The organism is Microbacterium sp. NPDC090014, from assembly GCF_044748285.1.
In the GTDB taxonomy this organism is placed as follows: Bacteria; Actinomycetota; Actinomycetes; order Actinomycetales; family Microbacteriaceae; genus Microbacterium.
Window position 1 is genome coordinate 740,426 of the sequence record NZ_JBIVFS010000002.1, and the last position, 18,239, is coordinate 758,664.

The following is an 18,239-nucleotide window of genomic DNA, read 5'->3' on the forward strand; positions in this document are numbered from 1 at the left end:
TCAGTACTTCCTCTCCATCGGCGGGTAGTTCAACTCGCCCTGCTCGTTCTTCGTGAAGACGACCGGCTTCCAGTCGAGCTTGATGTGATCGCTCGGAGTGGAGGAGTGCGGGTCACCCGTCAGGTAGGCCATCGTGTGCTGCATGTACTTCTCGTCGTCACGCGTGGGGAAGTCGTCGCGCATGTGGCCGCCACGGCTCTCCTCACGGTTCTGGGCCGCGTAGACGACGACCTCCGCGATGTCGAGGAGGAAGCCGAGCTCGACAGCCTCGAGCAGGTCGGTGTTGAACCGCTTGCCCTTGTCGTCGACGTGCACGTTCTTGTAGCGATCGCGCAGCTCGGCGATCACGCCGAGGACGTGCTCGAGCGAGTCGTGCGTGCGGAACACCTGCGCGCCCTTGTCCATCTCGTCCTGGAGCGCCTTGCGCAGGACGGCGATGCGCTCGGTTCCCTGGTTGTTGCGCAGGCCCTCGAGCATGTCGGAGACGAATGCCGCGGGGTTCTCGGGCAGCGGCACGAACTCGGCGGTCTTGACGTACTCCACCGCGTTGCGTCCTGCGCGCTTGCCGAACACGTTGATGTCGAGCAGCGAGTTGGTTCCGAGCCGGTTGGCGCCGTGCACCGAGACGCACGCGCATTCGCCGGCCGCGTAAAGGCCGGGCACGACGGTGGTGTTGTCTGCGAGCACCTCGGCGGCGTTGTTGGTGGGGATGCCGCCCATCGCGTAGTGCGCGGTCGGCATGACCGGAACCGGCTCCACGACCGGGTCGACGCCGAGGTACGTGCGTGCGAACTCGGTGATGTCGGGCAGCTTGGTCTCGAGGACCTCTGCGCCGAGGTGGGTGCAGTCGAGCAGCACGTAGTCCTTGTGCGGGCCGGCACCGCGGCCCTCCGCGACCTCCTGGACCATGCAGCGCGCGACGATGTCACGAGGCGCGAGGTCCTTGATGGTCGGAGCGTAGCGCTCCATGAAGCGCTCGCCCGATGCGTTGCGCAGGATCGCGCCCTCGCCTCGCGCTCCCTCGGTGAGGAGGATGCCGAGGCCGGCGAGACCTGTCGGGTGGAACTGGAAGAACTCGAGGTCCTCGAGGGGGAGGCCCTTGCGCCAGACGATGCCGACTCCGTCACCCGTCAGGGTGTGGGCGTTGGAGGTCGTCTTGAAGATCTTGCCGAAGCCGCCGGTCGCGAAGATCACGGCCTTGGCCTGGAACACGTGCAGCTCGCCCGTCGAGAGGTCGTAGGCGACGACGCCTGAGACCTGGGTCTTGCCATCGGCATCCTTCACCGTGAGCAGATCGAGCACGTAGAACTCGTTGAAGAAGTTGATGCCGAGCTTGACGCAGTTCTGGAAGAGCGTCTGCAGGATCATGTGGCCGGTGCGGTCAGCGGCGTAGCAGGCCCGGCGCACCGGGGTCTTGCCGTGCTCGGCGGTGTGGCCGCCGAATCGACGCTGATCGATCTTGCCCTCGGGCGTGCGGTTGAAGGGGAGACCCATGTTCTCGAGGTCGATGACCGCGTCGATCGCCTCCTTGGCGAGGATCTCCGCCGCATCCTGGTCGACCAGGTAGTCGCCGCCCTTGACCGTGTCGAAGGTGTGCCACTCCCAGCTGTCCTCCTCGACGTTGGCCAGCGCCGCCGCCATGCCACCCTGCGCCGCACCCGTGTGCGAGCGAGTGGGGTAGAGCTTGGAGATGACCGCGGTCTTCGCGCCGGAGCCGGCCTCGATGGCCGCTCGCATGCCGGCGCCGCCGGCGCCCACGATGACGATGTCGAACTGGTGGTAATGCACGCCGTCGCGCACGACGGAATCCTGGGTCTCGGTAGTCACTTCTCGTATGCCTTCTCTTCTACTTGCCCAGCGTCTGGCACTGTTCCCACAGTGTGCTCGACTCGGTCACGCCGAGGCACGGGTCGAAGGTGAAGACGACCAGGGTGCCGAGGATGATGAGCAGCGCCGCGGCCAGGCCGAGGGCCCAGGTCAGCGCCTTGCGAGCGGTGTTGTTCGTCACGTAGTCGTTGACGATCGTGCGCATGCCGTTGGCGCCGTGGATCAGTGCCAGCCACAGCATCAGGACGTCCCACCACTGCCAGAACGGCGTGGCGAACTTGCCCGCGATGAACGCGAAGTCGAGGGCATGGATGCCCTCGCCGACCATCAGGTTGATGAAGAGGTGGCCGAAGATCAGCACGACGAGCACGACGCCCGAGGCGCGCATGAACACCCAGCCCCACTTCTCGAGGTTGAAGCCGCGCTGACGGCGGATGGGCGCGGCGACGGTCTGAGCGGCCATCAGTGTCCTCCTCCGAAGCCGGCGAACGCGAGCATCAGGTGACGCGGCACGAAGCCGGCCATGATGATGCCCCAGACGAGGAGCACGCCCCAGAACAGCTGACGCTGGTACTTCGCGCCCTTCGACCAGAAGTCGACGGCGATGATGCGGAGGCCGTTCATCGCGTGGAACACGATGCCTGCGACCAGCACGACCTCGCCGAGGGCCATGATCGGGTTCTTGTAGGTTCCGATGACCGCGTTGTAGGCCTCGGGCGACACCCTGATGAGTGCAGTGTCGAGCACATGCACCAACAGGAAGAAGAAGATGGCGACTCCGGTGATGCGGTGAAGCACCCACGACCACATGCCCTCGCGACCCCGGTAGAGGGTGCCGCGCGGCGTCTTGGAAGTGGTTTCCGAAATCGACGGTGTCAAGCGAGCGCTTGTGGACACGGTCGTCCTCCCTGGATCGATGTGACTCGGTCGCGTGCGATGCGTCTTCCAAGCGTGAGCCTGCTGTCGTCAGGCACGGCCGATCGGACACCATCCTATTCCCGTGTGACGGGTGCGGGCGACGAAGGCGAGCCTAAGTGTCTCGATGTCGAGAGGTTTCGTCGGGATACCCTGACTCTGTGAGCGAACCTATCGAGGACTTCTACGCCGTCATTCCCGCCGGCGGCATCGGCAGCAGGCTGTGGCCTCTGTCCCGCGCGGACGCGCCGAAATTCCTGCACGACCTGACCGGCTCGGGGCACTCGCTGCTCCGGGACACCTGGGACCGGCTCGAGCCACTGGCCGGCGCCGATCGCATCGCCGTCGTCACCGGCCGGGCTCACCGGGCGGCGGTAGAGGCCGAACTGCCCGGAATACCGGATCTGAACGTCTTCCTCGAGTCCGAGCCGCGGGAGTCCGCCGCTGCGATCGGCCTCGCCGCGGCGATCCTGCACCGCCGTGATCCCGACGTCATCATCGGATCCTTCAGCGCCGACCATGTGATCCGCGGCACGCGGGTGTTCGAGTTCGCCGTGCGCGACGCCGTGGAGGTCGCGCGCGAGGGGTACATCTGCACGATCGGCATCTCGCCGACCGAGCCGGCCGTCGGCTTCGGCTACATCAAGAAGGGGCCGGAGCTGGTCGTCGACGGCGCGCGCGAGGCAGCCCTCGTCGAGAGCTTCGTGGAGAAGCCCGACCTCGCCACGGCTCAGGCGTACATCGCGGATCGCGGCTACCTCTGGAACGCGGGCATGTTCATCGCGAAGGCGAGCGTCCTCCTCGACGAACTCGCGGCCAACGAGCCGGAACTCCACGCCGGCCTGATCGAACTCGCCGAAGCCTGGGATGATCGCGATCGTCGGGGGTCTGCGGTCGATCGCATCTGGCCGGGACTGAAGAAAATCGCGATCGACTATGCGGTGGCCGAGCCGGCGGCACGTCGCGGACGCCTCGCGGTCGTGCCAGGACACTTCGACTGGGACGACGTCGGGGACTTCGCCTCCCTCACCAAGCTCATCACGAACGGGCGCAAGAACGACCTGGCCGTGCTCGGCCCGAACGCCAGGGTGCTCTCCGACGCGGCCAGCGGCATCCTGGTCAGTCAGACATCGAGGGTGATCAGCCTCGTGGGCGTGCAGGACATCGTCGTGGTCGACACACCGGACGCTCTGCTCGTGACGACGGTGCAGCACGCGCAGCGCGTGAAGGGCGTGGTGGAGTCCCTGAAGCTGACCGGACGGGGCGACGTGCTCTGATGAGCAGGGGTCGCCGCTCATCGGCTGTCTTGGTTTCAGGTTTGTAACCATTCGTCAGCGCCTCGCCCTCGCACGTGCACAAAAGTCGAAACACTAGGTAACTTTGAGCGATCCGCGAGGGCCGCGGCACCGTTCAGGAGGCATGAGTTGACCATCTCCACCACCAAGAAGCTGCTCGGCGCAACCATCGCCGCTGGCGTCGTCTTCGCACTCGCCGGCTGCGGCCAGGCTCCGACCGAATCGGGCGGCACCGGCGGCGGCGAGGCTGAGTCCGACTTCCTTCCCTGCCTCGTCTCGGACGCGGGCGGCTGGAACGACAAGTCGTTCAACCAGTCCGCCAAGGAGGGCATGGACCGTGCCGCTGACGAGCTCGGCGTCAAGCCGCTCGAGTTCGAGTCGGCCAACGACAACGACTACGCGCCCAACCTCGAGACCGCCGTCTCGGAAGGCTGCTCGCTCATCGTCGCCGTCGGCTTCAAGCTGTCGGCCGCGACCGTCGAGTCGGCGCTGGCGAACCCCGAGATCAACTACGCGATCATCGACGACTACGCGGACAACGACTTCGACGGCACCACCGATGCCCCGAACATCAAGCCCCTCGTCTTCGACACCGCTCAGGCCGCCTACCTCGGCGGATACGCCGCTGCCGGCTGGTCGGCTGAGTCCGGTGTGAACAAGGTCGGCACCTTCGGCGGAATGCAGATCCCGTCGGTCGCCGTGTTCATGGACGGCTTCCAGCTCGGTGTCGAGAAGTACAACGAGGACAAGTCGGGCGCCGTCGAGGTCTTCGGCTGGGACACCGCCACGCAGAAGGGCTCGTTCACCGGTGGCTTCGACGCCAACGACACGGCCAAGCAGACCGCTCAGGGCGTGCTCGACCAGGGCGTCGACGTCATCCTTCCCGTCGGCGGACCGATCTACCAGAGCGCTGCGGCCGCTATCGCGGACAGCGGCAAGGACACGCTCCTCGTCGGTGTCGACAGCGACCTCGCCGTCGCCGATGAGAGCGTGGCGGACGTCACCCTCTTCTCGATCATGAAGGCCATCGACGTCGCGGTCGAGGATGCGACGATCGCCGCGTCCGAGGGCGACTTCGACCCGGCTCCCTACGTCGGCACGCTCGAGAACGAGGGTGTGAAGCTCTCGGGCTTCGGTTCCTTCGAGGGTGACCTGCCCGACGGACTGCTCGACGAGATCTCGGCTCTGCAGAAGCAGATCATCGCCGGCGACATCACGGTGGAGTCCCCGAACTCCCCGTAATTCATCGAGTTCCAGCGCGGGGCGAGTGGTGCACGTGGCCACTCGCCCCGCGCCGTGGACGGACCATGACGACTGTTCACGGTGCATCCGGGTGATCCCCGTGCGATGCGCCGGAGATTCTTCGGACTCCTCTGGATGACACTTCTGGATAAGGTGCAGATATGAAGCTCGAACTTCGCGGTATCACCAAGCGGTTCGGAACCCTGGTGGCCAACGACCACATCGACCTGGTGGTCGAACCGGGTCAGATCCATGCGCTGCTCGGTGAGAACGGCGCAGGCAAGTCCACCCTGATGAACGTGCTCTACGGCCTCTATCAGGCCGACGAGGGCGAGATCCTCCTGGACGACGTCGTCCAGCGGTTCCGAGGCCCCGGCGACGCCATGAACGCCGGCATCGGAATGGTGCACCAGCACTTCATGCTCGTCCCCGTCTTCACGGTCGCCGAGAACGTGATGCTCGGCCACGAGCAGACCAAGGGACTCGGCACCCTCGACATCACGAAGGCGCGTGAGCACGTCCGCGCCGTCGCCGCCCGCTTCGGCTTCGACATCGACCCCGACGCGATCGTGGGCGACCTGCCCGTCGGCGTGCAGCAGCGGGTCGAGATCATCAAGGCGCTCTCGCGCGACGCGAAGGTCCTGGTCTTCGACGAGCCCACCGCCGTGCTCACGCCGCAGGAGACCGACGAGCTGATGGGCATCATGCGTCAGCTCCGCGACGAGGGCACGGCCATCGTCTTCATCACCCACAAGCTCCGCGAGGTGCGCGAGGTCGCCGACACCATCACGATCGTCCGCCTCGGCAAGATCGTCGGCGAGGCGTCGCCGTCCGCGACCAACGCGGAGCTCGCCTCCCTCATGGTCGGACGCGCCGTCGAGCTGACGGTGCACAAGGATCCGCCGCGGCTCGGCGAAGGCGGCCTCGAGGTCTCGGGGCTCCGGGTGCTCACCGCCGCGGGAGCGATCGTCGTCGACGGCGTCGACTTCTCCGTGCGACCCGGCGAGGTGCTCGCCGTCGCCGGCGTGCAGGGCAACGGTCAGACCGAGCTGGTCGAGGCCATCGTCGGCCTCGCGGCGAGGGTCGAGGGATCGATCACCCTCGGCGGCGCGGAACTGGTCGGCAAGAGCGTGCGGGGCATCCTCGACGCCGGTGTCGGCTTCGTTCCGGAGGACCGCACGGAGGACGGGCTCGTGGCCGGGTTCTCGGTGGCGGAGAACCTGATCCTCGACCGCACGGGCGACGCCGACTTCAGCCGTGGTGGAACCATCCGCCGTGCCGCGCTCGACGACTTCGCCCGCGCGCGGATCAGCGAGTACGACATCCGGACCCAGGGACCGCACACGCCGGCCGGCACGCTCTCGGGCGGAAACCAGCAGAAGGTCGTGATCGCCCGCGAGATGAGTCGCGAGCTGAAGCTGCTCGTGGCTGCGCAGCCGACCCGCGGAGTCGATGTCGGCTCCATCGAGTTCATCCACAAGCGGATCATCGAGACCAGGGATGCGGGAATCCCCGTGGTCGTCGTCTCGACCGAGCTCGATGAGGTCGCGGCTCTCGCCGACCGCATCGCGGTCATGTACAGAGGCACCATCGTCGGGATCGTTCCCGGCGACACCCCGCGCGAGACGCTGGGACTGATGATGGCGGGCGCCGCCGAGGGAGAGGTGGCCGCATGAGCGGTATCACGCCACAGGGGAGTGGACCGGCGGGCGACGTGTCCGGCGACCAGCTCTCGCTGAACACGACCACGACGCAGCGCGACACGGGTGACGTCCCGCCGCCGCCGCGCGGCAACGTGATCCTCAAGGAGATGCTCCGCGGCAGCGCCGTCACGACGATCCTCGCGATCTTCCTCGCGCTGGTGGTCGGCGGCATCCTCATCGCCTTCACCAACGAAGACGTGATCGAGGCCTCCGGGTACTTCTTCTCGCGTCCGACCGACACGATCGCCGCCGCATGGAACGCCGTCTACAACGGCTATGAGGCGCTGTTCCGCGGAGCGATCTTCAACGCACGAGGTGCGGACTTCGCCGCTCAGATCCGTCCGCTGACCAATACTCTCGGATTCGCCGCGCCGCTGATCGCCGCCGGTCTCGGTGTCGCCCTCGCGTTCCGCGTCGGTCTGTTCAACATCGGTGCCCGCGGCCAGATGCTGATCGGCGTCGCCGCCGCAGGACTCCTCACGTTCCAGCTCGACCTGCCGTTCTGGCTGCACATCCCCGTGACGCTGATCGCCGGCATCGCCGGTGGTGCGCTGTGGGGGGCGATCGCCGGTCTGCTGAAGGCACGCACGGGCGCCCACGAGGTCATCCTCACGATCATGCTCAACTATGTGGCGTACTACCTGCTGCTGTGGATGATCCGCACCCCCGGACTGCTCCAGAAGCCCGGAACGAACCAGGCGCTCGGCTATGCCACTCCTGAGAGCGCGCAGTTCCCCTCGCTCCTCGGCCCGCAGTTCCCTCTGCTCGACCTCGGATTCGTGATCGTCATCATCGCGACCCTGTTCGTCTGGTGGCTGATCGAGCGCTCCTCCCTCGGCATGCGGATGCGCGCCGTGGGCGAGAACCCGCACGCCGCGCGTGCGGCAGGCATCAGCGTCCAGCGCGTCTACGTCTACGCCATGCTCCTCGCCGGTGGTCTCGCCGGTCTCGCGGGCATGAACCAGGTGCAGGGCGCCGTCACGACCGGCATCACCGAGACGATCGACGCCGGCATCGGCTTCGACGCCATCACCGTCGCACTGCTCGGCCGCAGTCGCGCCTGGGGCACGTTCGCGGCCGGCATCCTGTTCGGCGCACTGAAGGCAGGCTCGTTCTCGATGCAGGCTCAGGACATCCCGGTCGACATCGTGCTCGTCGTGCAGTCGCTCGTCGTGCTGTTCATCGCCGCGCCCCCGCTGCTGCGCACGGTGTTCTTCCTTCCCAAGACCGACGCGGAGAAGGCGGCCAAGGCGAGAGCCAAAGCCGCGAAGAAGGCGGTGACCGCATGACCTCCCTCGTCCAGAGCGAAGCCGCCGACGGAACCGTGCAGCTCGCCACCGTGCGCGAGCGGCACCTGAAGGCGCCGATCGTCCTCGCCGCAGCCACGGTGCTGCTGGCGCTCCTCTTCCTGCTCGTGCCTCGCAGCGGCACCAGCAGCTTCCGGCTGAACGACCCGTCGTCGCCGTTCGCACTGCCCGATATCGCTCTGCCGACCGGGCCGACCAGCTGGGTCGTGATCGTGATCCTCGCGCTGCTGTCGGTGCTCGCGTTCCTTCGGGCGTGGTCGTATCGCAAGCCGTCGATCTGGCTGGTGATCGCGTTCAGCGTGCTCGCCGTCTTCGGGTTCCTCGTCTGGGCGGGCGCGGGTGGACTCGTGCCCGTCAGCAGCCTGCTCTTCGGAGCCGTCTCGCTCTCCGTCCCGCTCGTGTTCGGCGCGCTCGGCGGCGTCATCGGCGAGCGTGCGGGCGTGGTCAACGTCGCGATCGAGGGTCAGCTCCTGCTCGGAGCGTTCGCGGCTGCTCTGCTCTCGAGCGTCACGGGCAGCCCGTTCATCGGACTCCTCGGAGCGATGCTGGGCGGCGTGCTCGTCGCCGCGGTGTTGGCCGCATTCGCGATCAAGTACCTCGTCGAGCAGGTCATCGTCGGAGTCGTGCTCAACGTGCTCGTCAGCGGCCTCACCGGATTCCTCTACGGCGCACTGCTCGCGCCGAACGAGGCCGCCCTCAACACGCCGGTGCGCTTCAGCCGCATCGAGATCCCGCTGCTGAGCGACATCCCGATCATCGGCCCGGTGCTCTTCAACCAGACCTTCATCGTGTACCTGATGTTCATCACCGTCGCGATCGTCGCCTGGGGGCTCTACCGCACCAAGTGGGGACTCCGCGTCCGTGCGGTCGGCGAGCACCCGCAGGCCGCGGACACGGTCGGCATCAAGGTCAATGCGACCCGGTTCTGGAATGTGCTGCTCGCGGGCGCGATCGCCGGAATCGGTGGAGCGTACTTCACGCTGGTCTCGGTGCCGCAGTTCGGCAAGGACATGACCGCCGGCCTCGGCTTCATCGCCCTCGCCGCGGTGATCTTCGGCCGGTGGGATCCGATCCGCGCGACGCTCGCGGCGCTGCTGTTCGGCTTCGCCACGAACCTGCAGAACCTGCTGTCGATCCTCAAGACCCCCATCCCCGGCGAGTTCATGCTGATGCTCCCGTATGTCGTGACGCTGCTCGCGGTCGCCGGCTTCGCCGGTCAGATCCGCGGTCCGGCAGCCAGCGGCAAGCCGTACATCAAGTCCTAGGAGAGACATGACAGACATCGACTGGGACGAGCTCCGTCAGGTCGCGACCGACGCCATGACCAAGGCCTATGCGCCGTACTCCCGCTACCGGGTCGGAGCCGCCGCGCTCGTCGGAGACGGCCGCATCGTGGCCGGCTGCAACGTCGAGAACGCCTCGTACGGGGTGACGCTGTGCGCCGAGTGCGCGCTGGTGGGCGACCTGCACATGTCGGGCGGCGGCCAGCTCGTCGCCTTCGTGTGCGTCAACAACGACGGGCAGACCATCATGCCGTGCGGCCGTTGCCGTCAGCTGCTCTACGAACACGCGATGCCCGGAATGCTGCTGGAGACCGTCTCCGGCATCCGGACCATCGACGAAGTGCTGCCGGACGCCTTCGGCCCCCGAGACCTGGAGGACGCCCGATGAGCGTTGAGCCCTTCGACGCCGTCGATGTGATCCGTGCCAAGCGCGACGGCGGTGCGGTGCCCGAAAAGGCGCTGCGCTGGATGGTCGACGCCTACACCCGCGGCTACGTCTCGGACGCGCAGATGGCGTCGTTCGCGATGGCGATCTTCCAACGCGGCATGGAGCGCGACGAGATCCGCGTGCTGACCGACGCGATGATCGCGTCGGGGGAGCGGATGAGCTTCGCGACCCTCGGCAAGAAGACGGTCGACAAGCACTCCACGGGCGGCGTCGGCGACAAGATCACTCTTCCGCTCGCTCCGCTCGTCGCGGTCTTCGGGGTGGCGGTCCCGCAGCTCTCCGGTCGCGGTCTCGGCCACACCGGCGGAACGCTCGACAAGCTCGAGTCGATCCCCGGCTGGCGCGCCGCGCTCAGCAACGAGGAGATGTTCGCCCAGATGCAGGGCGATGTGGGTGCCGTGATCTGCGCGGCAGGCTCAGGCCTCGCGCCCGCCGACAAGAAGCTCTACGCGCTGCGCGACGTCACCGGCACCGTCGAGGCGATCCCGCTGATCGCCTCGAGCATCATGTCGAAGAAGATCGCCGAAGGCACCGACGCTCTCGTGCTCGACGTGAAGTTCGGCTCCGGTGCGTTCATGCAGGACATCGACCGGGCACGCGAGCTCGCGCGCACCATGGTCGCACTCGGCACGGACTCCGGCGTCGCCACCACCGCCCTCCTCACGGACATGAACGTGCCGCTCGGTCGCGCGATCGGCAACGCGAACGAGGTTCGCGAGTCCGTCGAGGTGCTCGCCGGAGGAGGACCCGCCGACGTCCGCGAACTGACGATCGCCCTGGCGCGCGAGATGCTCTCGCTCGCAGGACAGCCGGATGCCGACGTGGAGGCCGCTCTCGACGACGGACGCGCGATGGACGGGTGGAAGGCCATGATCCGCGCTCAGGACGGCGACCCCGACGCACCGCTGCCCACGGCCCGCGAGACCCATGTGGTCACGGCTCCCCGCGACGGCGTGGTGTCGCAGATGGACGCGCTGCCGTTCGGCATCGCGGCGTGGCGTCTCGGTGCGGGGCGCGCGCGGGCTGAGGACCCGGTGATCTTCGAGGCCGGTATCGACCTGCACGCCAAGCCCGGTGATCGAGTAGCGGCCGGACAGCCCTTGTTCACGCTCTCGGCAGCCGACGAGGCTCGGTTCCCCCGCGCTCTCGAGGCGCTCGAGGGGTCCTGGGCGATCGGCGACGAGGCTCCGGCCGCAGGGCCGATCGTGCGGGAGCGCATCACGGCCTGATCCGCCGACCGCTAGCCTGAACAGAGCGAATCCGCGACCGAGAGGAATCCCCATGTCGATCGACGCGAACGGCGATGTCACTATCCAGGGGGCATCCCTGCGCAGCCTTCCCAAGGTGTCGCTGCACGACCATCTCGACGGCGCGGTGCGACCCTCGACGATCATCGAGCTGGCGGATGTCATCGGGCTCGAGGTTCCCGAATCGAAGCCGGCCGCTCTCGGCAGGTGGATCGCGAAGCAGGGCGACTCGGGGTCGCTGGTGGAGTACCTCAAGACCTTCGATCTGACCACGGCTGTGATGCAGACGCAGGAGGGCCTGACCCGTGTCGCTCGCGAGTTCGTGCAGGATCTCGCGCACGACGGCGTGATCTACGGCGAGGTGCGCTGGGCGCCCGAGCAGCATCTCACGCGTGGGCTCACCCTCGAGCAGACCGTCGAGGCTGTGCAGCAGGGGATCGAGCAGGGTGAGGACGCCGCGGATCGCGAGGGCCACAGCATCCGCGTCGGTCAGCTGATCACCGCCATGCGCCACACAGACCGCTCGCGCGAGATCGCCGAGCTCGCCGTCGGCTTCCGCGGACGCGGGGTCGTCGGCTTCGACATCGCCGGTCCCGAGGACGGATTCCCGGCGTCGAACCATCGCGCCGCCTTCGACTACCTCGCGGAGAACTTCTTCCCCGTGACCGTCCACGCGGGGGAGGCTGCCGGGCCGGACTCGATCCGCTCGGCGCTCATCGACGGGCGAGCGCTGCGACTCGGCCACGGCGTGCGCATCGCCGAGGACCTGCAGGTCATCACGCAGGAGGGCGACGAGGTGCAGGTCCAGTTCGGCGACCTCGCCCGCTGGGTGCGAGACCGAGAGATCCCGCTCGAGCTGTCCCCGTCGTCGAATCTGCAGACCGGCGCGATCGCGTCGTGGGGCAACACGCTCGCCGACCATCCCTTCGACCTGCTCTACCAGCTCGGCTTCGCCGTGACGGTCAACGTCGACAACCGCACCATGAGCGCGACCTCGCTCACCCGGGAGCTGTCGCTCCTGATCGAGGCGTTCGAGTACGATCTCGACGATCTCGAGACCTTCCAGTTCAACGCGGCGGCCGGAGCCTTTCTGCCCGTCGAGGAGCGCGAGGAGCTTGTCGAGATGATCGCCGACGGATTCGACATCTAGATCATGGCTTCCGGGGGGAAGCGACGCCGTATCGGCGTCGCAGTGATCGTCAGCGCCGTCGTCATCGTCGTCGGCGGTGCAATCGCGGCCTTCTCATGGTCGACCCGAGTGCCCGAGGTGCTCGTGCCGCGAGCGGGCGGCGACGCCATCGAGCGTCCGCTGACACCCGCGCAGCAGCTCGTCGCGGATGCCGGCGACCCGCTCGCGTGCGCGGTGAGCTTCATCGGCGACGGTGCGCCGCAGGAACCGATGCTGCAGCGGCAGGATGCACTGTACGTGGCGCTTCCGATACCGGCGCAGGACGGTCGGGTGTTCGCCGGCTGGTACTCGACCGCAGCGGATGCCGCCGGGGGCACGGTCGCCGCGCGGATCAACGGAGCCGACCCCGTCGTGTGCGTCGATCAGCAGATCGAGCTCTTCGCGGCGTGGACGACGCCCGAGGCGAATGCCGCGGCGGACGTGCAGGTCCCGATTCTGATGTACCACCAGTTCACCTCGAACCCCGAGGGCGAGACCGGCTGGCTCCGCGGCAACTACGCGTACATCGGCGACTTCGAGGCGCAGATGAACCACATCGCGACGACGGGCTTCTACCTGCCGACCTGGGATGAGCTCAGCGCGTTCATCGACGGTCGACTGTCGCTGCCTGCTCGTTCGGTGATCATCACCGACGACGACGCCGACCAGAGTTGGTTCGACCTCGCGGTTCCGGTGATCGATGCGCACAGGCTGCTGTCGACCTCGTTCATGATCACCGCCGACCGCCAGGACCCCGCGCCGTCGATGTACGTCCTTCGCAGATCTCACACGCACGACATGCATCAGGCCGGCGACAACGGCAAGGGCCGGATGGTGAACTGGACGGCGGACGAGATCGCCGCCGATCTGAACGCATCCGCCGACGTGCTCGGGGTGCGCGAGGTGATCGCGTATCCGTTCGGTCACTTCGACGACACGTCGAAGCAGGGCGTCGCTCAGGCCGGGTTCGAGATGGCGCGGACCATCGAGCCCGGGTATGTCGAGATCGGCACGGACAAGCTCGCCCTGCCCGTCGTGCGGATCGACTACGGCATGGGGTTGGACTCGCTCATCAAGCGGATCGGCTGAACCGGGGTCTCGGACGGCAGGATGTACTCATGACCGCCACCGTCTTCATAGCCGGACCGGCATCGTGGAACTCGATCGTCGTGCTCGATCGATTGCCTGAGCCGGTGCCGCACATGCAGTTCGCCGAGGAGACCTGGGAGACCGTCGGCGGCACGAGCGCGGGGAAGGCCCTCACGCTCGCCTCGCTCGGGCGCTCCGCTCTGCTGTACGCCCTCACCGCGGCGGATGAACCGGGACACCGCGTGCGCGATGCGCTCGCACATGCCGGTGTGCGTGCGCGGTGGGGAACGGGCGACGCCACCGAGCGCCATCTGAACCTCATGACCCGCGAGGGCAAGCGAGTCTCGCTGTATCTCGCGTCCCCCTCGGCGACGGACGGGAGAGATGACTCAGCTCTGCACACCGCGATGAGCCGCGCTGAGGTGATCGTGCTCGACCTCGCGGCCGAGCCGCTGCGACTCCTCCCCGCGGCCGTCGCGACCGGGCGCCCGATCTGGGTCGACGTGCACGACTACGACGGCGAATCCGAGTTCCACCGGCCCTTCCTCGCTGCAGCGCAGGCCGTGTTCTGCAACGCCGACCGTCTGGCCGACCCGGTGCGCTTCCTCCGGTCATGCGTCGCTGGCGGCGCCTCGCTCGCCGTGTGCACCCTGGGCGCCGACGGGGCGGTCGCGATCGACGCAGACGGCACCGAACACCGTGTCGCAGCCGTGCCGGTCGATGTCGTCGACACCAATGGAGCGGGCGACGCGTTCCTGGCCGGCGTCCTCGATGCCCGGCTCTCGGGGGCCTGCGTTCCGGACGCCCTCGCTGCGGGCTCACGCGCAGCGGCATCCGTGCTGGGCACACGGCACCTGCATCCGCTGCTCGACCCCGTCATCGGCTGAGCCGAGCAGTCGACGCGGCTCAGCGCGCGGCGACGTCCGCCATGAAGGCATCCAGGATCTCAGAGACCTGTGCGTGCATCTCGTCGCTCGAGATCGTCGGCTCGCCGTCACCGGCCTGAGGCCCGTAGTCGCCGAACGACGCATGCGACGCTCCCTCGATCTCGACCATCTCGGCGTCGGCCGGCAGCAGGTCACGAGCGTCGGCGATCTTTTCCGGCGTCGACAGTCCGTCCTCGCTGCCCGAGATGCTGAGAACGGCGAGATCGGTGTCCGACACGTCCGTCGCGCAGTAGGAGCCGAACAGCACGAGTGCCTCGGCATCCGCGGCGAGCTGGCACGCGCGCACGCCGCCCAGCGAGTGTCCGCCGACCGCCCAGTCATCGATGTCGGGGGCCGCAGAGGTGAAGGAGTCGAGACCGCGCAGATCGAAGAACGCGAGGTTCAGCCACGGGCGGGTGATCACCACCGTGACGCCCTCTTCGGCGAGGCTCTGCAGGATCGGTGCGTACGCCCACGGATCGACCTTCGCACCGGGCACGAACACCAGGCCGAGGTCTGATTCGCCGTCGGCCGGGGTGAGCACGATTCCCTGCTCGGCGTCCTCGACATGGATGGCGGAGTTGTCCTCGACGCTGGCGAGCGGATCCTTCTCGGCCGACATGACGCCGATCTGGCTCCAGGCGAGTATGCCGACGATGCCGATCACGAGGACGCCGACGACTCCCCAGAGGATCACTTTCAGGACACGACGACCACGCTTCTTCTGCACTCGCCCCACGTTACGGGGTGCGGATGTGAGCGAGCTCGGGGTGCGGCCGCTCGAGCGCTGATCGCTCACGTCGCACCGCACCGCGATATGCGTCCTTGTTCACGTAGTAGGCCATGCGGTCGAGGCGCAGATATCGGTAGCCGCCGGTCAGATCGGGCCACGGCTCGGAGGTCACCCGATCGCGGAATCGCACCGCCCGAGGCGGATCGTTCTCCGCCGCGTCCAAGTATGCGGCCAGCAGCTCCGCCTGCTCGTACCGCCCCTGCCAGCCGATGCCGGACGCCTCGATCATGCCCATCACGAAGAGACCGTTGAACGATGCGGGGAAGACGTGGAGGAACAGCCGTGGTGCCGCGCCGCTCCAGTGCAGGTGCTGTGGGTCGACGAACGGGTAGTCGAGCCGGTATCCGGTCGCGAGCAGGAGCAGATCGTAGTCGTCGGACGTCCCGTCCCGGAAGCGCACGGTCGTGCCGTCGAGGCGCTCCACATCGGGGCGGATACGCAGGTCCCCCTGCCCCAGGTGATTGAGGATCATCGTGTTGACGATCGGATGAGCCTCGTAGATGCGGTAGTCGGGCTTCGGGAAGCCGAAGCGCGCAGGGTCGCCGGTGAACGCCCGGAGCACCCGGCTGTCGACCGCCTGCTTGACGCGCGCGGGCAGGGGACGGCCCTGATTCAGGGTGTCGCTCGGCCTGCCGAACAGATAGCGCGGGACGAAGTAATAGCCGCGGCGGACGCTCATGTCGACCGAGGAGGCGTGGTGCACGGCATCCACCGCGATGTCGCACCCCGAGTTCCCCGCTCCGATCAGCAGCACACGCCGGCCGGTGAGCTGTGCGGCCGACCTGTACTCGCTCGTGTGCATGATCTCGCCGCTGAATTCTCCGGCGAAGGTCGGCACGTTCGGTTCGGCGAGCGTGCCGTTCGCGAGCACGACGCCGGCGTACCACCGGGTCTCTTCGCCGTCGGGCCCCGAGCTCGTGAGATCCCAGCCGTCGTCCCGCGGCTCGAGCCGCGTGACGGTCGTCTCGAACCGGAAGAGCCCGGTGAGACCGAAGTGCTCGGCATAGTCCTCGAAGTACTGTCGCAGCGTCCGATGGTCGGGGTAGTCGACGGTCGAACGCATGGGGTACTCGGCGAACTCGGTCGTCGTGCGCGAGGAGATCAGATGCGCGGACTCGTACATCGTGCTGCGGGGGTTGTCGATGTCCCACAGACCGCCCACGCCGGTCGAGGCCTCGTACCCGTCGATCCCGACACCGCGCTTCGTCAGCGCCCGAGCGGCGGCGAGGCCCGACGGACCTGCACCGATGACGGCGTATCTGTTCATGCTGCTCCCGCACCTCGCTGTGCTCGCCACTGCGCCCTCCGCCGATCGTATCGGCAGAGGGCGCAGAACACGGCGTGCGACGTCGTCAGGAGGCGTTCAGTGCTGTCTGACGGGAGACGACTGCGTCGCGGACCGCCGGGAACAGCGGATGCTCGGGGTCGAGCCCCGTTGCGGACGAGGTGAACGCCAGCGCATCCTCCGTGTGCAGGAGCTGCTGCAGCTCGACCGCCTGCTCGTCATCGGGATCCTCGAACTCGAGGGCTGCGGTGACCGCGCCGACCAGCGCGATCGTGGAGAGCCCTCTCTCGGCAGCCATCGCCGCCGGTCCGATGAAGCGCTCGTGTCGGGAGATCTTGCGCAACGGCTGACGGCCGACCCGCTGCACGGTGTCGACGAGCGCCGGATTGCGGAACCGCTCGAGGATCGTCGCTCGGTACGCGGCCAATTCGGCCGGGTCGAGCCCGTGTTCGGCGACCAGCACCGCGGAGGTCTCCTCGAGAGCGGCCGAGACGCGTGCGACGATGTCGGGGTCGGCCAGGGCGTCGGAGATGCGCTCGATGCCGGCCCGTGCGCCGAAGTAGGCCGTGGCGGCGTGGCCGGTGTTCACCGTGAAGAGCTTGCGCTCGATGTACGGGGCGAGATCGTCGACGAAATGAGCGCCGGGAATGTTCGGCAGCGCGCCGCCGAAGGCCTGGGATTCGATCGCCCACTCGAAGTACGGCTCGACCGTGACGTCGACGCCGCCGTCTGCGGGCTGACCGGGGACGATGCGGTCGACGGCGGTGTTCGCGAACACCGCACGCGACAGCAGCTCCTCGGCGTCCGCGCCCGCCGCCTTCTCGATCTCCGCCCGGAGGGTGTCCGTCGCCCCGATCGCGTTCTCGCAGGCCATGACCTGCAGGGGAGCGGCTCCGGCAGGGCGCAGGGCGAGGCCCGCGACGATCGTGGGGGCGACGAAGCGCAGCACGGTCGGTCCGACCGCCGTCGTGACCACATCGGCGGTCGCGACCTCGTCGGCCACGGCATCCGGATCGGTCCTGCTGTTGACCGCCCGGAAGCCGGTCACCACGTGGTCGGTGCCGCCGGGGCCGGCCTCGTGCACCGTGTACGAATCGACGGCGTTGATGGCGTCGACGAGAGCGTCGGCGACATCGGAGAACACGACCTCGTATCCGCCCTCGTGCAGGAGCAGCCCCACGAATCCGCGGCCGATGTTGCCCGCGCCGAAGTGCACGGCCTTCATCAGTCGTTCACCGCCGAGAGCAGGGCGTACAGCTCGTCGGGCGTCTGCGCCGCGTTGAGCTTCGCGACGTCGTCCTCATCGGAGAACAGGATCGCGATCTGCGAGAGGATCTCGAGGTGCTCGTCGCCACGGCCGGCGATGCCGACGACGAACGTCGCGGCCTCCCCGTCCCAGTCGACTCCGCCGTCGTAGCGGACGACAGACAGCGCGGATCCGAGGATCGCATCCTTGGCGTCGTTCGTGCCGTGCGGAATCGCCAGACCGTTGCCCATGTAGGTCGAGACCGTCTGCTCGCGCTGACGCATCGCGTCGACATAGGCGGGGGTGACGGCGCCTGCCGCGACGAGGATGTCGGTCGCCTCCTGGAGGGCTTCCTCCTGCGTGCTGCTTCCGGAGTGGATGCGGACCTGGTCGAGGGTGAGAACGCTCATGGTGATTCCTTCTTTCTGAGTATGTGGAGGCGGGGCGGATGCCGCAGCACCCGCC

General features: G+C 67.8%; 17 protein-coding genes. 10 read left to right on the forward strand and 7 right to left on the reverse strand.

Annotation, left to right across the window (positions count from 1 at the left end; genetic code table 11):
* The 3 genes from sdhA to sdhC are packed head-to-tail and all read right to left on the reverse strand — an operon-like array spanning window position 1 to window position 2,724.
* The gene (gene sdhA, locus ACIPV5_RS17040) at window positions 1-1,827 is read right to left on the reverse strand and encodes a succinate dehydrogenase flavoprotein subunit (RefSeq protein WP_053097027.1); all 1,827 of its coding nucleotides are present in this window, start codon (window positions 1,825-1,827) and stop codon (window positions 1-3) included.
* A 19-nt stretch (window positions 1,828-1,846) separates the two neighbouring features.
* Complete coding sequence (locus tag ACIPV5_RS17045) at window positions 1,847-2,290, reverse strand: succinate dehydrogenase hydrophobic membrane anchor subunit (RefSeq protein ID WP_053097025.1); 444 nt, start codon at window positions 2,288-2,290, stop codon at window positions 1,847-1,849.
* Window positions 2,290-2,724 (reverse strand): succinate dehydrogenase, cytochrome b556 subunit, encoded by a 435-nt coding sequence (sdhC, locus tag ACIPV5_RS17050; protein ID WP_072591539.1) that lies wholly within the window; start codon window positions 2,722-2,724, stop codon window positions 2,290-2,292. The genes ACIPV5_RS17045 and sdhC overlap by 1 nt, the downstream gene beginning before the upstream one ends.
* Window positions 2,725-2,903: 179 nt before the next feature.
* Between sdhC and ACIPV5_RS17055 the strand changes: the two genes are divergently transcribed.
* The 10 genes from ACIPV5_RS17055 (at window position 2,904) to ACIPV5_RS17100 (ending at window position 14,411) form a co-directional block, all read left to right on the forward strand.
* Window positions 2,904-4,019 (forward strand): mannose-1-phosphate guanylyltransferase, encoded by a 1,116-nt coding sequence (locus tag ACIPV5_RS17055; protein WP_053097023.1) that lies wholly within the window; start codon window positions 2,904-2,906, stop codon window positions 4,017-4,019.
* Between the two features lie 147 nt (window positions 4,020-4,166).
* Window positions 4,167-5,279 (forward strand): BMP family protein, encoded by a 1,113-nt coding sequence (locus tag ACIPV5_RS17060; RefSeq protein ID WP_400342042.1) that lies wholly within the window; start codon window positions 4,167-4,169, stop codon window positions 5,277-5,279.
* Between the two features lie 161 nt (window positions 5,280-5,440).
* A complete protein-coding gene (locus ACIPV5_RS17065) occupies window positions 5,441-6,955 on the forward strand; it encodes an ABC transporter ATP-binding protein (protein ID WP_053097019.1) in 1,515 nt (504 codons plus the stop codon).
* Entirely contained in the window at window positions 6,952-8,271 is a 1,320-nt protein-coding gene (locus tag ACIPV5_RS17070; protein ID WP_053097017.1) for an ABC transporter permease, read from the forward strand. The genes ACIPV5_RS17065 and ACIPV5_RS17070 overlap by 4 nt, the downstream gene beginning before the upstream one ends.
* Complete coding sequence (locus tag ACIPV5_RS17075) at window positions 8,268-9,554, forward strand: ABC transporter permease (RefSeq protein WP_053097015.1); 1,287 nt, start codon at window positions 8,268-8,270, stop codon at window positions 9,552-9,554. Before ACIPV5_RS17070 ends, ACIPV5_RS17075 begins: the two co-directional genes overlap by 4 nt.
* A 7-nt stretch (window positions 9,555-9,561) precedes the next feature.
* On the forward strand, window positions 9,562-9,960 hold the full coding sequence (locus tag ACIPV5_RS17080) for a cytidine deaminase (RefSeq protein ID WP_042536471.1): 399 nt from the start codon (window positions 9,562-9,564) through the stop codon (window positions 9,958-9,960).
* The gene (locus ACIPV5_RS17085; RefSeq protein ID WP_053097013.1) at window positions 9,957-11,249 is read left to right on the forward strand and encodes a thymidine phosphorylase; all 1,293 of its coding nucleotides are present in this window, start codon (window positions 9,957-9,959) and stop codon (window positions 11,247-11,249) included. The genes ACIPV5_RS17080 and ACIPV5_RS17085 overlap by 4 nt, the downstream gene beginning before the upstream one ends.
* Before the next feature lie 52 nt (window positions 11,250-11,301).
* Complete coding sequence (locus ACIPV5_RS17090) at window positions 11,302-12,417, forward strand: adenosine deaminase (RefSeq protein ID WP_400342046.1); 1,116 nt, start codon at window positions 11,302-11,304, stop codon at window positions 12,415-12,417.
* Between the two features lie 3 nt (window positions 12,418-12,420).
* Window positions 12,421-13,524 (forward strand): polysaccharide deacetylase family protein, encoded by a 1,104-nt coding sequence (locus ACIPV5_RS17095; protein ID WP_056280060.1) that lies wholly within the window; start codon window positions 12,421-12,423, stop codon window positions 13,522-13,524.
* 29 nt (window positions 13,525-13,553) lie between these two features.
* Entirely contained in the window at window positions 13,554-14,411 is an 858-nt protein-coding gene (locus tag ACIPV5_RS17100; RefSeq protein ID WP_400342048.1) for a carbohydrate kinase family protein, read from the forward strand.
* A 19-nt stretch (window positions 14,412-14,430) separates the two neighbouring features.
* Here the strand turns inward: ACIPV5_RS17100 and ACIPV5_RS17105 are convergent, their stop codons facing one another.
* The 4 genes from ACIPV5_RS17105 to ACIPV5_RS17120 all read right to left on the reverse strand — a co-directional run bounded on the left by ACIPV5_RS17105 (window position 14,431) and on the right by ACIPV5_RS17120 (window position 18,184).
* Window positions 14,431-15,180 (reverse strand): alpha/beta hydrolase, encoded by a 750-nt coding sequence (locus ACIPV5_RS17105; protein WP_400342050.1) that lies wholly within the window; start codon window positions 15,178-15,180, stop codon window positions 14,431-14,433.
* A 10-nt stretch (window positions 15,181-15,190) separates the two neighbouring features.
* Window positions 15,191-16,510: a flavin-containing monooxygenase gene (locus ACIPV5_RS17110; RefSeq protein WP_400342052.1), complete on the reverse strand. Its 1,320-nt coding sequence runs from the start codon at window positions 16,508-16,510 to the stop codon at window positions 15,191-15,193.
* A gap of 85 nt (window positions 16,511-16,595) precedes the next feature.
* The gene (locus tag ACIPV5_RS17115; RefSeq protein ID WP_072591535.1) at window positions 16,596-17,753 is read right to left on the reverse strand and encodes a mannitol-1-phosphate 5-dehydrogenase; all 1,158 of its coding nucleotides are present in this window, start codon (window positions 17,751-17,753) and stop codon (window positions 16,596-16,598) included.
* Window positions 17,753-18,184, reverse strand: coding sequence for a PTS sugar transporter subunit IIA (locus ACIPV5_RS17120; protein WP_056280066.1), 432 nt, complete (start codon window positions 18,182-18,184; stop codon window positions 17,753-17,755). The genes ACIPV5_RS17115 and ACIPV5_RS17120 overlap by 1 nt, the downstream gene beginning before the upstream one ends.
* Between the last annotated feature and the right edge of the window lie 55 nt (window positions 18,185-18,239).